General features: G+C 35.0%; 13 protein-coding genes. 6 read left to right on the top strand and 7 right to left on the bottom strand.

The features are described from left to right. Positions 1-16: 16 nt before the first annotated feature. A complete protein-coding gene (locus tag PSA_RS03200) occupies positions 17-1,765 on the bottom strand; it encodes a hypothetical protein (protein WP_042150346.1) in 1,749 nt (582 codons plus the stop codon). 59 nt (positions 1,766-1,824) lie between these two features. After that, positions 1,825-3,984 (bottom strand): ATP-binding protein, encoded by a 2,160-nt coding sequence (locus PSA_RS03195; protein WP_042150349.1) that lies wholly within the window; start codon positions 3,982-3,984, stop codon positions 1,825-1,827. A gap of 160 nt (positions 3,985-4,144) precedes the next feature. Between PSA_RS03195 and PSA_RS03190 the strand changes: the two genes are divergently transcribed. Then, the gene (locus PSA_RS03190) at positions 4,145-4,999 is read left to right on the top strand and encodes a D-hexose-6-phosphate mutarotase (protein WP_042150352.1); all 855 of its coding nucleotides are present in this window, start codon (positions 4,145-4,147) and stop codon (positions 4,997-4,999) included. Positions 5,000-5,448: 449 nt separating this feature from the next. Here the strand turns inward: PSA_RS03190 and PSA_RS03185 are convergent, their stop codons facing one another. Continuing rightward, complete coding sequence (locus tag PSA_RS03185; protein WP_042150355.1) at positions 5,449-6,078, bottom strand: heme-binding protein; 630 nt, start codon at positions 6,076-6,078, stop codon at positions 5,449-5,451. A gap of 250 nt (positions 6,079-6,328) precedes the next feature. Further along, positions 6,329-7,273 carry an alpha/beta fold hydrolase gene (locus tag PSA_RS03180; protein ID WP_042150357.1) on the bottom strand — a complete coding sequence of 315 codons (945 nt, stop codon included), beginning with the start codon at positions 7,271-7,273 and terminating at the stop codon, positions 6,329-6,331. A 155-nt stretch (positions 7,274-7,428) separates the two neighbouring features. Between PSA_RS03180 and PSA_RS03175 the strand changes: the two genes are divergently transcribed. The 3 genes from PSA_RS03175 (at position 7,429) to PSA_RS26145 (ending at position 9,014) form a co-directional block, all read left to right on the top strand. After that, a complete protein-coding gene (locus tag PSA_RS03175) occupies positions 7,429-8,310 on the top strand; it encodes a VCBS repeat-containing protein (RefSeq protein ID WP_127924207.1) in 882 nt (293 codons plus the stop codon). A gap of 305 nt (positions 8,311-8,615) precedes the next feature. Next, on the top strand, positions 8,616-8,774 hold the full coding sequence (locus tag PSA_RS26150; protein ID WP_231665214.1) for a hypothetical protein: 159 nt from the start codon (positions 8,616-8,618) through the stop codon (positions 8,772-8,774). Between the two features lie 6 nt (positions 8,775-8,780). Beyond that, positions 8,781-9,014: a tyrosine-type recombinase/integrase gene (locus tag PSA_RS26145; RefSeq protein WP_305777619.1), complete on the top strand. Its 234-nt coding sequence runs from the start codon at positions 8,781-8,783 to the stop codon at positions 9,012-9,014. A gap of 261 nt (positions 9,015-9,275) precedes the next feature. Here the strand turns inward: PSA_RS26145 and PSA_RS03170 are convergent, their stop codons facing one another. Further along, a complete protein-coding gene (locus tag PSA_RS03170) occupies positions 9,276-10,328 on the bottom strand; it encodes a homoserine dehydrogenase (RefSeq protein WP_042150364.1) in 1,053 nt (350 codons plus the stop codon). A 52-nt stretch (positions 10,329-10,380) separates the two neighbouring features. Further along, positions 10,381-11,817 (bottom strand): aldehyde dehydrogenase family protein, encoded by a 1,437-nt coding sequence (locus PSA_RS03165; RefSeq protein WP_052380182.1) that lies wholly within the window; start codon positions 11,815-11,817, stop codon positions 10,381-10,383. 159 nt (positions 11,818-11,976) lie between these two features. On the opposite strand from PSA_RS03165, the gene PSA_RS03160 reads away from it, so the two are divergent. Continuing rightward, the gene (locus PSA_RS03160) at positions 11,977-12,450 is read left to right on the top strand and encodes an Lrp/AsnC family transcriptional regulator (protein ID WP_042150367.1); all 474 of its coding nucleotides are present in this window, start codon (positions 11,977-11,979) and stop codon (positions 12,448-12,450) included. A gap of 224 nt (positions 12,451-12,674) precedes the next feature. Here PSA_RS03160 and PSA_RS03155 read toward each other — a convergent pair whose 3' ends face one another. Beyond that, positions 12,675-13,211, bottom strand: a complete 537-nt coding sequence (locus PSA_RS03155; RefSeq protein WP_042150460.1) for a DUF6817 domain-containing protein — start codon at positions 13,209-13,211, stop codon at positions 12,675-12,677. A 263-nt stretch (positions 13,212-13,474) separates the two neighbouring features. Between PSA_RS03155 and PSA_RS03150 the strand changes: the two genes are divergently transcribed. Further along, the gene (locus tag PSA_RS03150; protein ID WP_042150370.1) at positions 13,475-13,723 is read left to right on the top strand and encodes a hypothetical protein; all 249 of its coding nucleotides are present in this window, start codon (positions 13,475-13,477) and stop codon (positions 13,721-13,723) included. Positions 13,724-13,981: the final 258 nt, after the last annotated feature.

Below are 13,981 nucleotides of genomic sequence, written 5' to 3'. Positions count from 1 at the left end.
CAGTTCTTGCTATGCGTTAATTAACTTTACTATCTACGGTACTAACAAACTCAATACCATTGTCAGTATAATCCATTAAAAAATGAAGACGCATATCGGTATCTTTAAGGCTATTTAGTTCTTCTGGCAATTCTTGATTTGCAATGGCCGCAACATCAAATAAAGGCGTGAAAAACTTTTTATAATCTAAACTAAAGCTATTAACACCGTTATTTACCAGTGCTTGTTTAGATAAAGCCTCAGCAGTTTGTGATGCAATAGTGCCGCTATACAAAGCAATATTGTCACCTTTAACAGCAACATCTACTTGAGCACCAAACATATCTAACATGGGCACAAATTCATTTAAGCGTACAGGCGAGCCATCTTCTGGTAATTTTAAATCAGCTAACGGTGGATAAAATGCTTTTACGCTATTAAAAAATGAAATTGGCTTATTTACCGATAAAGTCACTAAACTATCTAATGCTTTTAATGTGGGTTGATCGTTTTCGTTACTTAACTCAAAATCAAATAAAGCTGTGCTAAAACCTTTTACGTCAGATGCCATACCGGTAAACATAGCTGTCATCATAGGGCTGTTTTTTGCAACCTCAGCTTGCATTTCAACTAATGGTGCACATTGATATTTTGTTTGCGTAAAATCATTCCATAACGTGGTAAGTACAGGTGTTACTTTACCAATATCTAACCCCAAACCTAAGCTCATTATTTTGTTATCGGCAGAATGTAAATGCTCAGGAATAAAGCCTCTTAATCCAGATAAAACACGCATCATATCTGTATTACCTTCTATCACCATAGATGCTTTCATATTGACAGAAGACTCTTTTATTTCAAGGTGTTGGGTGCCAAAGGCTGTTCTGGGCCAGTTACTCACCAATTGTGCTAAATCATCCTGACATGCTTTTTCTCGAAAAACGGTTAGCTCTTTTCCTTTCAAATCAGTATCAGATAAAGCTAAAGTTTTATTCAGCATTTTATTAAAGTAATTATTATCTTTATTTGTTAAACCATTAACGAGGGCGACATGATTAAAAAAGCCCACATAGGTTGCATCAAAACCATGTTTAACCATCATATTTTTTAAGGTGTCTTCGCTGGCAAGTGACTTTTCAGGCTTGTTAATAGTAAGCGCCAGTGATAACTCGCTTTGTTCATTAACAGGCGTATTAAAAGTAAGCGTAGCCCAACCGTTTTTAACAGATGCAATCAGCTCAAATACTTGACCATCTTCTTCATAAAAAGCATAACTTTTATATTCAACTCCTGAAATTGTTTGAGTTTGAGCCGCTATACCTGACTCACTTTCAGCTTTAGCAAGCATATTCCATAAGGCTTCAGGTTGAGCAATTTCATAACGCATTACAGGTAGCAACCCCACTGTATAAAAGAGGCTTTTAAAGCTATCGTTTACGCCATAGTTCTGCATTAACAAATCAGGAGACATGAGAGTTTGATTATATATTTTTAATAAACTAGCAATGAATTTTTGCCCAGCATGCTCACCCTTTGACAATTCATCAGCCATAAAACCAAACTGCTCATAAGAAGCTTGGTTTTGTGATAATAGCTTAATATAGTTTTTTACTGGAAAAGGCTTTAACTGGCCAGCAAACATCAAAGTATCTGCTGGTATATACGCAAGTTCAGATAATTTTAATGCTTGTTCAGTCGATTTATCTGATGAATTAGTTTGCTTATCATACAAATAAACGGTACCAACAGCAGCCAATACTGCCACTGCAACTAAGAGTTTTTTCATTGTTAACTTCCTTTTAAATAATACGAGTTTCAAAAATAGTAATATTAGCTAAGATACAGTTAAAGCTTACGTTTTACATCTTCTAAATAAGCCGCCAAACTTTTTTGCCATAAGTCCGTCACGTCTTCAATATCAGCTTCAATTGGCTTTTTATCAAGTAACTTTCTTTCTAATTTCTTTAATTCCATACCATATAAATTAAAACCTAGCTGCAATGCGGTGCTTGCTTGTCGGTGCAATATCTTAATGCACTGTTCAGTATCACTACTTAATAACTCTTGTAGATGATTAAACTTGCTTCTCGCTGACAATACAAACTCATTATAAACAGAAGATAGCTCCTCTTCTGTAAAAGAGCTTTCAAGGGTTTTAGTTGCTGTATCATCATATAAAATAGGTTTTAACTCTGTTACCAATGAAGGAGCCTGAGTACTTTGAGAGTTAAGTAAAGCCTGCCTTAACTTTTCTAATTTAATTGGTTTGCCAACAATATCTTTAATACCTAATGCTAAATACTCTTTAATTTCATCAGGGCTTAAACTCGCTGTAAAAGCTAAAATAGGAGTACGTTGATTTTTATGATCTAAGTTTTTTAGTTTTTTTAGTACTTCGGGACCATTAAAATCCGGTAAATTCATGTCAAGTAAAACCAGATCAAATCGATATTTCTGCATCATTAAAATCGCCGACGCACCATCGTCTGCCAGTTTGACTTTATGCTCATCCATAGCCATAAACTCCAAGGCTATTTTTTGATTTAAGGGTAAATCCTCTACCAATAGAATATCTAATCCAGTTAGATATTCTGATGACTGATGGCGCTGCTCTACTAAGCTTAATTCGCCTAAACCTAAAGTAATATCAAAGCTAAAAATACTGCCTTTACCTAACTCACTACTAATATCTAACCTACTTTTTAATTTAGATAAAATACGGCTACTAATCGCTAAACCTAAACCCGTGCCTCCTTTAACTTTACCGGCAGTACTTTGTACATAAGGCTCTGTTAAATATTCAATTTCATCACTCTCAATACCCGGTCCTGTATCTTCAACTGCAAATCGCAAATTATGCTCTAAAGCAGTTGAGTGTATTAAATCAACTTGTATTTTTATGCTGCCATTATCAGTAAACTTTATCGCGTTACCCACTAAATTGATTAATACCTGCCTAATCTTTTGCTGGTCACAGTAATAACACGCCTGTTCAGCTAGGTTAAAATTCAATTCAAAGTTAAGGTTTTTTTGACCTGCTAATGGGCTTAATAATAAACATAAGTTTTCAAGCCATGGTTTGAGTTCTATATCTTCTTCATAAAGCGCACCAGTACTCTGATCTAAACTGGCATAATCTAATACTTTATCGATTAATAAGTTTAAAGATTCTGCAGAGTTAATAATCGCTTCACAATAAGGTTTATCTCTCGGGTCATTAGACTGATTCATTACTAACTGAGCGCTACCCAAAATGCCATTTAATGGTGTTCTGATTTCATGGCTCATAGTGGATAAAAATAAACCTCGAAGTTCGGCATCTTTTTGTGCTTTTTCAGTCAGGTTTTTTAAATGTAATGCCCGCCTTTCATTACACAAAACAGCGATACCTGTGGTAATTAACATTGGAGACAAAATACCAGCCATAAAAATAGGTAAGCTAAAATATAAACTTTGCGTTATGTCTTCATTATTCACGTCTTGTAATAAAACAGCACGTAATGAAAAAACAATTAACAGTAAGCTAAAATTAAACAAATAAATATAGCTGCCATTAGGATATTTTTTTAAGCCAATATTAAAAAATAAATAGCTTAAAAAGACCGCTTCTATAATACGGTGAATGTCGACTATTAAAATGCGACTATGACGATCTAAGTCACCATACAAAAACCACCAAAACGCAATGATTAACCAAATAGTAGCCGCTATAAATACATTAAGGGAAGCATGTTTAAATTCAAAAAACTTACATAATGCATAAGCTTGAATTATTGAAGCTAAAAATAATAAAGTATTGCCTAGCCCTAGATTGAAATTAAGACCGATAGGCAATAAATTGAGTCCTGTAAAACATAATAAAGACGTTAAAATTACCACAGGATAAAACACATATAATAAAGTACCCGGAACTACTTTATTGGCTCTCCAAGTGACAAAATTAAGCAAACTCATAAGAACAGTGACGCTAATACTGGTATAAAATAAAGTATTTAGATCTAACATTTATTATCCTTCATAGAATGCCTTACTATTCTACAGGGGTCACTAAGTGACGATATTTATAGTTAAACATTGATTGTACTTGAAAATAAATAAATTTACTTACTCTCTTATTTAGGTATGGTTACACTGCATTTATTAATAACCGTCTTTAAGGTGCCTTATGAAACTATCTCCCTCTGTTAGCATTAATCAAACACAAACTGGTCTAGAATATATCGAAGTCGACTCTCCTTTATGTGATGCCAAAATATTTTTACAAGGCGCTCAATTAACTCAGTTTACTCCTAAAGAACAAAAGCCTTTAATTTGGGTTTCAGAAGATGAAGACTACATAGCAGGCAAAAGTGTAAGAGGCGGCATTCCTATATGCTGGCCTTGGTTTGGTGTAAGTGAACATCAAGATTGGCCTATTCATGGTGTAGCACGCACCCAAGTATGGCGCGCTGAAGAAGTAAATGAAAAAGATGATTACATAGAAGTCAGCCTTTCATTGCCTATGTTACAAGTTAATAAAGCGTACTGGCCACATGAAACTCGATTAAATGTTATCTTTAAATTATCAAAAACTTTAAGTGTCAGTCTCAAAAATACTAACCTAGATAAAGAAGAAATTTCATTTACCCAAGCATTGCACACCTATTTCCCAACGCCTGATATTAAAACAACTCAAGTTGATGGCTTACAAGGTTCACAATACATTGAATTTGGTGAGGGTCCATTTGATCAAAATGATATCGTCAATTTTGCTCGTGAAACAGATATGGTTTATAACAACGCGCCTCTAGTTCAAAAAATTAAAACGCTAGATGGCACTATTAGTGTGGCAAGAGAAAACTCAACATCATGTGTATTGTGGAACCCCTGGGTAGATAAAGCACAACGTTTAACTAACTTCCAAGATGATGAATACAACAAAATGTTATGTTTAGAGGCAGCTAATGTAAAACAAGATACTATAAAGCTTGCGCCGGGCGAAAGTCATACACTGGCAACTATCATAAAATGGGAAAGCTAAACAAACCTTAAATCAATAATAAAGCATTAATTCTTATCGAAATTTGTTGTAGATATTAAATATTAATTGCATTCGCTAATTAAAAACTATGATAGCGGAGTTGCCTCAGTAGTATCTTGTTTATCCAAAGTAAAAGTTGAAAACTCCTGTGTCTGCTGATTCATATGCCAAATACTATTTGTCAGCAGACAATAACGTTTGATCATTTAAGGAGCTGGAGTAACTGATAATTCCCCTTAATGACAATAAAATTTGATCGTTTTTACTGTTTTATTGGCATGTAGCCGATGACCGCATAGTGCCATAAGCGGACCCTCATGAATATATTTTAGACTAAGCTATTGGTATAAAATCAGACTACGTTTTATCTTGTATAAAAGTAAGCCAGCTAGAGGAAAAGCAAATCTCTTAACTGGTATTTATACCAACCAATAGTGCTTAATTTCAGGTTATATCACTTCAATTAACACTTCATTTTGACGAAACCATGGGATAGTGAAAGGACCATTGTATGCAGCTTTAATAGGCTCGCTAATAGGTGTGTAGCCATTTTTCATCATCCAATTATTGAGGATTTTGGTGTGTGTCTCGACGTTGCTATCACTGAGAAACCCACTGAACTTTATTACCACAACTTTGTAATCCTTTACTTCTGTGATCCAAACGTCTGGATTGGTTGGCTTAGGGGTACTTTGTAACGTAAAGTCGTCTGGCATTACAAATGACATTACTTGTTGTTCCGAACGCTCTTTCATAAATACCGGCGCAGTCATCGCGATTTCAGTCCCTTTGGAGTCTGTATTTGACTCATCCATCAATACAGGTGCTGTCATCGCGATTTCTGCGGAGCCTTCATTCTCACCAGTAATGTATCTGAACAGTTTTCTGAAAGCACTGTTCATTCCGTCTTCTGATATGCTTGAGGATACTAGTACCATAGATTCATAGTTACGCACTTCAATTTTTTGTCCCTGATCAGATTTCAATAATGTATAAGGCGCGTCTTCAACGCCGCTTTCTCCTAATACCGAACAACCGGCTAAAACGAGTGGAAAGAGTAATGTAATGAGCAATTTCATAGATTTATCTCGTTGTGTTATCAAGCAGTATTTATTACTTTTTGGTTTATGTATTAACACTCAATACGTAACTCTCGTAAATTAGTTCAATTCAATATTAATAATTACTCTTTTTAGTATGACTGGCGAGGGACCGTTGTGCTCTTTAATTAATCACTGAGCAGTGTAATGCCAACTTCAACTCAGCACCGTCAGGCACGACGGATAGAGCCGCGAATCTCCAGAACGAAAGGGAAAACTTTGTTATATCTTAGTCTCGATTATTAAAGGAAATAAACTGACTCGCAGTAGCTTTTGGAGCCTCCATCATGGGTAAATGCCCAACATCATCCATGATGATAATTTCAGATTGAGGTACTATTTTTGAAAGCACTTTCGCACCTGAATGATGTAGAACTCGATCCTGCCTGCCCCAAGTAATTAATACAGGCTTGATAAAATTAGCCAACTCATAATCCAAGGGCAAAGAAAAGCTTATCTTATTTTGATCTAATTTATGAACTTCATGAAATATTTTATAGTTAAGAACGTAGTTTTTGATGGCATTTTTAGAAAGTTCAGAGATTACAAATTCAGGCATGAAAGGTGGATTTTCGAAAACGAAAGAAATTAATTGTTCAAACTCGCTTTTGTTTTTCGCAAGAACCATAGGTCTTTTATTTTCAAAAATATCCTTGAACATTTCGCTATCATCAGCGGACTGAATACCCAACGTATTCAATAACCATAAGCTCATTATTTGTTCAGTATATTTTGCAGCATAATTTCCTGCTATATATCCGCCCATTGAATTTCCAGCAATGTGAAATTTTGTAATACCTAATTGATTTATAAATTCATTAATCCTACTAACTTGAGATTCAACATCATAATCCAAATTAATATCTTTAAAACTGTTACCGAATCCGGGTAAATCCAAGGCGATCACAGAGTAATCATTTGTAAGATGCTTTGCTAATCTTACCCAATTATCCTTATTTGCCCCAAAACCATGAAGGAAAAGTATTACTTCACCTTTACCACCTTCAATGTAAGATATTTCTCCCTCATCAATCATGATTGATTTCGTACTTAGACCAGCTAATTTTCGTTCAGCTGATACACCAACCTGAAATAAATGTTCAGATGGTGTAACTAAATATCCAATCAAACCCAGTAGTAGTAAGACTAATGCAATCTTTGATATTTTATTCATAAAGAGCTTTCTCCTGATTTTGCACTTTACGGTACAGCATACATCAACTGACTTAAGTACATAAATTTACATATATTTAAATGAAATTAGTATTTACAAATGGGAGTCTACATAAGTTTATTAGTGAGTTCGATTAAGGTTGCCTATCTTGTAAGATAGAAATTTATTCAAACACGACTCACTTTACAATATCGAAAAATATTAAATCAAAGGTAAGAAATAATAAATTTAATGTTTATGATTCATTCTGGCAAGGGGACAAGCCATTACTAGTTCATCCAAGAAAAGCTTTAAAAGCAGACTTTAACGGTGATGGTGAGGCAGATGTGTTTTTTATTGGCCATGGTTATGATGCTGAACCATTTGAAGGTGAGACGCTCACCTATATGCTCTCAACAACTAATGGCTACGAAGCACGGAACTTATCTGACGTCGGGTTTTGGCATGGTGGAAGTGCCGCTGATATCGATAATGATGGAGATATAGACATTGTATTAGTAACAGGTGGTAATGATTTTACTTTCTATCGTAATGATGGTTTAGGAAACTTCACCAAGTCTAAATCATCAGTCGTTATGCCAAGTCATGGTTACTACACGCTTGAGTTAATTGATATAAATGGAGATAGTATTCCTGATATTGTAACTGGTGGACATGAGAATGAAGGTGCCATTTCAACAGTTTTAATCGGTAATGGGGCAGGAGATTTTACCGCAGGCTCTATCCCTTTACCTAAGTTAACTGGATTCGGAATAGTATTAGATTTTGATGCTGAGGATATTAACGGTGATGGCCACATAGATATAATAGTTAACCGTACAGGAGATGGGGACTCAGGTGCTGGGTTTTATGTGGGCTACGAAGTTGAGCTTATATTAAATGATGGTACTAACAGCTTCCCAACGCAAATATCTTTATTTTCAGGTACTGATAATTGGTTTCCTTGGATAAGAGTACAAGATTTAGATGGAGATGGAGATTTTGATGTTTTTAGTGAATATAAAGATAATTATTATATATGGGAAAATGAACTATAGCCTTTAAGTTAATAGACATAATTAACAATTAAGGAGTGATCACCCTTCAGGGGTATCTCTCCTATATTTATCATATCGTATGCTTTAATTTACCTCTTTCCTTTTACTATAAAGAGGAAGCATACTGCGTAAGTAGATTTAGGATCGCTTTGTCGGAGCGCTTGTCACTAGGTAAGCCAAAGCTAACGTCCGCTATCGTATCTTAACTGTCAGCAGTTAAGATAATTATTATTCGTGATTATAGTCCGCTTCAGGCTCTTAACTGATTGCCATACTTAAAACTCTTAACAACCAGGGAGTTTAGTATGAATAAGTTAAATAAGCCACCATGGAACAAAGGCAAAATAATAGGTCAACAAAAGACCAATACACCCGTGCAGTTTGAGATAACTAAAGGGACGAGAGAATCAATTCAGCTATGGATAAACAGAGCAAAATTAAAGCCTAATGATTATCTTTTTTAGTCTAGAATTCATAAATCAGACCATATCACCACTGGACAATATAATCGTATTTTCCGTCGCTGGATTGAAAAATTAGATCTTGATTACACGCTTTACAGCACCCATTCGATGAGAAGAATCAAAGCTTATTTAATTTACCAAAAAACTAAGAACCTAAGAGTAGTTCAGTTGCTTCTTGGACATAAGAAATTAGAAAGTACAGTTCGGTATTTAGGTATCGAAGTTGATGATCCCTTGTAAATTTCAGAGTCTATTGAAGTTTAAATGAACCGAGGCAGATATTCTGCCTCGTGCCATTAGCAGACCTTTGCTATTTATGGATGGCAACTTTGAGCCTATTGCAGACGTTAGATTTTGTGAAGCTATAATCATTGACAGGGCAACTCTGATTAAAATTCACTGCTTATTTGTGGGACTGGTTTAAACCCTTAAGTTCAAACCGTCATTGAACTCGCTCATGTGTACATTTCGCCTTACAGAATATCCCTATTTAACTCAAAATTAGTAGCCATATTGACATATTTGTGATTTTTTATGTATTGAAAGTATATCTTCAATAACAGCGTATCCTGTTTCCAGGCGTCCCGCACCTGGTCCAATTAATGTAATATCACCTAGTAACTCTGTGGAATAGGTAATAGCATTTTTAGCACCTTTAATTGATGCTAATGGATGTTCACTCGATACCATCTCAGGTTTAACTGATGCAAAGACCTCACCGTTATGCTTTTCAACTGTTCCAATTAATTTCCAATGCTTATTTAAAGAAGTAGCGTTAGCAATATCATTATTTGTGATATGGCTAATGCCTTCACGATCTACATCATCTAATGTAAGAGATAAATCCATTAAAAGATTTCCCAGAATAACTACTTTTGCAGCAGCATCATAGCCCTCAACATCACCTGTAGGATCTGCTTCAGCATAACCAAGTTCTTGAGCCTGTTTAAGAGCATCTTCATATCCAGATCCTGAAGACATCTCACCTAATATATAATTTGTCGTGCCATTAAGAATCCCTTGGACTTTTGTTATTCCTGAGGATAACAACATCTCGTTACCTAAATTTAATGAAGGAGTTCCACTCATCACAGTACCTTCAATACCAATTTGAACATTTTTGCTTAATGCTATTTTACGGAGTTCAGGAAAGTGTAAAGCAACGGGTCCTTTATTAGTCATAGAAACATGCATACCATTATTTAATGCCTGTCTAATATGACTTATTGCTGGTTCACCTGTTTGTAGATCCGTAAACGCAAGTTCTACTAGAATATCAGCTCCACTGTTATCAATTGTCTCTGTCGCATTCCAACCAGTGATTGGAGCATAAGTACTTTTTAAATCTCCATGTTTCTCTAAATCAGATAACAGAACCTCAGGATCCAAACCGTTAGGGTTAGAAACACTGCCTTTATATAGGTCACAAATAGCTACGATGCTTAAATTAATACCAAACTTTGCTTTCAATAGCTTTTTTTTGTCATTAATTATTTTAGCTAGGCCTTGACCAACATTCCCAAAACCGATTATTGCTAATTTATATGTTTTCATTACGTCCTTCCTAAGTTAACTATTTAAAATGTTGAATGATTGTTTGATATCGTTATTTTCGTAAATTAAAACAATAAGTTTTTATGTCTGTCATTTCTTTAACAGCATTCATTACACCCTCTCGACCAACACCTGACTCTTTAACTCCGCCAAATGGCATTGCATCAATTCGATAATCACTGCTGTCATTTATCATTACGCCACCACAATCCATTGAGTCTGCAAGTTCAAAAGCTAATTCAAGGTCATTGGTAAATATTCCAGCTTGTAAGCCAAATTCGACATCATTTGCTTGAGTTATTGCTTCTTTTTTATCAGAAAATCGATACAATACTGTTATAGGTCCGAACACTTCTTCTTTGGCAATTAAGCAGTCACTACTTACATTCGCAAAAACAGTAGGTTGAAAAAAGTTCCCCTCCCTTTTACCACCACATAGTAATGTTGCATTTTTCTCAAGAGCATCTTGTACCATCGCTTCAACTTTAAGAGCAGCGCGACTATTAATCATTGGGCCCATCTGTGTAGATTCTGATAATTTCTCTCCCATAGAGATTTTGCTTGCACGAAGACAAAATTCTGAAGCAAACTGTTCATATATATCATCTTGAATATAAATTCTTTGAACATGTAAACAGTTTTGGCCTGCTGCCCAGAAAGCACCACTCACACATGCCTCCATTGCCATCTCAATATTTGCATCATTCATTACTATTGCAGGGCAATTACTTCCAAGCTCCATAGATATTTTCTTTAAACCTGCGAGACTTAGAATCCTTTCTCCTACACTTTTTCCTCCAGTAAATGAAACCATATTAATACGAGGATCTGACACGATCATATCCCCTATATCTATTCCATAACCTGTGACTAAATTTAATATACCCTTAGGTAAATTTGTTTTATTAAATAGCTCTACAAGCAGTTTTGCTACAAGAGGCGTCTCATGGTGCGGTAGAAGGATTACTGAATTTCCTGCCGCTATAGCGGGACCTATTTTATGAGCAACTAAATTTAAAGGGTCATTAAAAGGAGTTATAGCTGCAACAACACCAAGCGGTATTCTACGATAATACCCAAACCTATTTTCAGAGCCAGGTGCTTGATCAAAAGCAATAGTTTCACCAGTTAAACGCCTAGCTTCCTCCGCGCTGATTCGTATAGTTTCTATACATCTAGAAACTTCTTTTCGAGCTTCATTAATTGTTTTAATACCTTCGCGCGCAATCATTTGAGCGAACAATTCTTTTTGATTACTTAAATTATCAGCAACCTCATTAAGTACAGACATTCGTAAATTTGCAGAAAGCTTTTTAGCTTTTTGGGCACCTATTACTGCTGTCTCAATAATAGCCTCAACTTCACTTAAAGAGTTGTTCACAACTATACCGACTAAACTGCCATCTTCAGGGTTTAATACTTGTATCTGTGGATGTGAGCTTTTTATATCTATAATGGTCTGAGGAAACAAACTTTGTATTGCAGGCATGGAGGTACTCCTTTTTTAATGATTTAGCGAACTATAGATAGTTTACCTGCCTTCAATGATATGAATTGTTCTAATATTTAAAATAAATGATTATTTTATCGTTTTTTTTAAGGTATATTGATTCAATAGTGTCAATCAATTCTGTAAGTGTACTAAATTATGAAGTTGAGTAAGCAAGATTTAAAAATATTGGAATTATTGCAAATAGATGTAAAAACTTCTGTTGAGCGCCTTTCTGAAGAAGTAGGATTATCGACGGCAAGTATACAGAGACATTTAAAGCGCTTAAGAGATAATAAAGTTATCGCTCAGGAAGTAGCGATAATATCGCCAAACGCTGTAAACCAATCAATGACTTTTATTATATCTGTACAACTAAATAGAAATTATAACGACTGTTTCAATTACTTTAAAAACAAAGTAAAAAAGAACAATAATATCCAGCAGTGCTATTACATTACAGGTGAAGCGGATTTCGTACTGATAGTGACAGCAAAAGATATGGAAAATTTTGAAGAATTTACTCAATCATTTTTTTTTAGCGATATTGCTGTTCTTCATTTTAAAACATCTGTTGTTATGGGTAGAACAAAAGTTGGTTTAACATTGCCTCTTGATTGTGCAGATAGTTAAAATACCAAAAATAGCTAAAGATGTTATTATTGTTAATGACCGCGTTGTCGCAGAAGCTGTCGTTAACGAAACTAATACCAACTACTGCTTTTCGCTCACAACTGAACTTTGCATTAGTGTCGTAGTTGTTTAGAGCAAGATTAATTACTGGAGATGAACCAACCATTGATGCCCCCATGATAGGTGGTGTGGTTGCTGTAGGTTAGAGACCTCCGGCTACTCGATTAGGCTACTGAACTTAGTACACTAACAACTGTTTTATTTGCGGTTTCACTAAGCAGAGGTTTCATTTTAATAAATAAATAATATAAGCCTTTTCCATGCTCTGCTAAAAACTCATTGCTATCGATTGCTAGCTCAATTTCATTTGCTACTGTTAATTCACAAAACTGTTGTGCTTGTTCGTGTGTCAAAATAAATTCTTCATCTTTAAACCGATCTCTAAATTTGATCCGTTCGTTGGCATTAAAATCCTGAAAGACAAAATTCCGATCACAAGAACAATATAAATAAACAATTTCTTCAGCAGCATCTCCGATAATATTAGCTATATCATTTCGTTGAGATAAAGAAACAACTTGCTCGTCAAAACCAGCAGTGCCATAAGCGGCATGGTATAGACCCGAGTCACAAAGCTCTTGCGAAGCTCCCCATTTTTCTAATAGTTTATATGTATTATGTAAGTGCTTAATTAAAGAGCCATTTAAATGTTCAAACTCTCCAGCACCTAATTCATTTAATTTCTCAAACTTTGAATTCACACCAATCCTTAAGTAGCCTAACGTGTTTATAGCGAGCGAATTGCTTGTTTTTCTACCACTATGTCGCTCATTTTCTAAATACGCTATTTTTACCTGAACCATTAACTAATTGCTAGCAAAAAGAAAATTGAGTCTAATTGAAATTTGATACTGAAAAAAAAGCGATTGGGTCGTTTTCCTGACTATGCAAGCAATATATTTTGACAAAATAGAAAAGTAATTATGAACGACCACTCTTCGCTCTTAAGAGATATTAGCTTTATGTGAGTAATATTATAAAATCACTTCAAACAACACTCACTAACCAACACTCTTCTTTATTAAAAAATGACCAAGTGTTCATTCAAATTTTTGATGAAAAAGGCTATTTACCTGAGCTTTCATTTAACCACCTAATAAATAGTACTGAAAATGGTGCGCCTAGTGTATTGCCGAAACAAATCGCGAAATATATCAATAAGCATTTCACCTTATTACAAGCGGGTCGTTATATTCGTTCTGATAACATTTAACCTTGCGTTAGTAAAAATAATATCTACGCATTAAGCTCAAGCAATATCACTCAAACCAGAGTGCTCATAAAGTTTGCGGTCAAACGTATTAAAGATGAAGACTCTCAGTGGCAATCACTCCATCTTATGATTATGTATTCCCAAAACACCGCAGTGACTATCGCGCTGGAGATAAAGTCCTAAACCCTAAAACCAATAAAATATATCAATGTAAACCTTGGCCGTATACGGAGTTTTGTCGTCTAGGCACACATATGA

Origin of the sequence: Pseudoalteromonas sp. '520P1 No. 423', from assembly GCF_001269985.1 — a bacterium.
In the GTDB taxonomy this organism is placed as follows: Bacteria; Pseudomonadota; Gammaproteobacteria; order Enterobacterales; family Alteromonadaceae; genus Pseudoalteromonas.
This window is presented reverse-complemented; position numbering and strand designations above follow the sequence as displayed.

What these genes read in the sequence shown, in the direction of transcription:
- PSA_RS03185 (WP_042150355.1), bottom strand. Translation starts at nt 6,078, where the DNA reads ATGAAATTGCTCATTACATTACTCTTTCCACTCGTTTTAGCCGGTTGT.
- PSA_RS26150 (WP_231665214.1), top strand. Translation starts at nt 8,616, where the DNA reads ATGAATAAGTTAAATAAGCCACCATGGAACAAAGGCAAAATAATAGGT.
- PSA_RS03170 (WP_042150364.1), bottom strand. Translation starts at nt 10,328, where the DNA reads ATGAAAACATATAAATTAGCAATAATCGGTTTTGGGAATGTTGGTCAA.
- PSA_RS03160 (WP_042150367.1), top strand. Translation starts at nt 11,977, where the DNA reads ATGAAGTTGAGTAAGCAAGATTTAAAAATATTGGAATTATTGCAAATA.
- PSA_RS03195 (WP_042150349.1), bottom strand. Translation starts at nt 3,984, where the DNA reads ATGTTAGATCTAAATACTTTATTTTATACCAGTATTAGCGTCACTGTT.
- PSA_RS03200 (WP_042150346.1), bottom strand. Translation starts at nt 1,765, where the DNA reads ATGAAAAAACTCTTAGTTGCAGTGGCAGTATTGGCTGCTGTTGGTACC.
- PSA_RS03180 (WP_042150357.1), bottom strand. Translation starts at nt 7,273, where the DNA reads ATGAATAAAATATCAAAGATTGCATTAGTCTTACTACTACTGGGTTTG.
- PSA_RS03190 (WP_042150352.1), top strand. Translation starts at nt 4,145, where the DNA reads ATGAAACTATCTCCCTCTGTTAGCATTAATCAAACACAAACTGGTCTA.
- PSA_RS03165 (WP_052380182.1), bottom strand. Translation starts at nt 11,817, where the DNA reads ATGCCTGCAATACAAAGTTTGTTTCCTCAGACCATTATAGATATAAAA.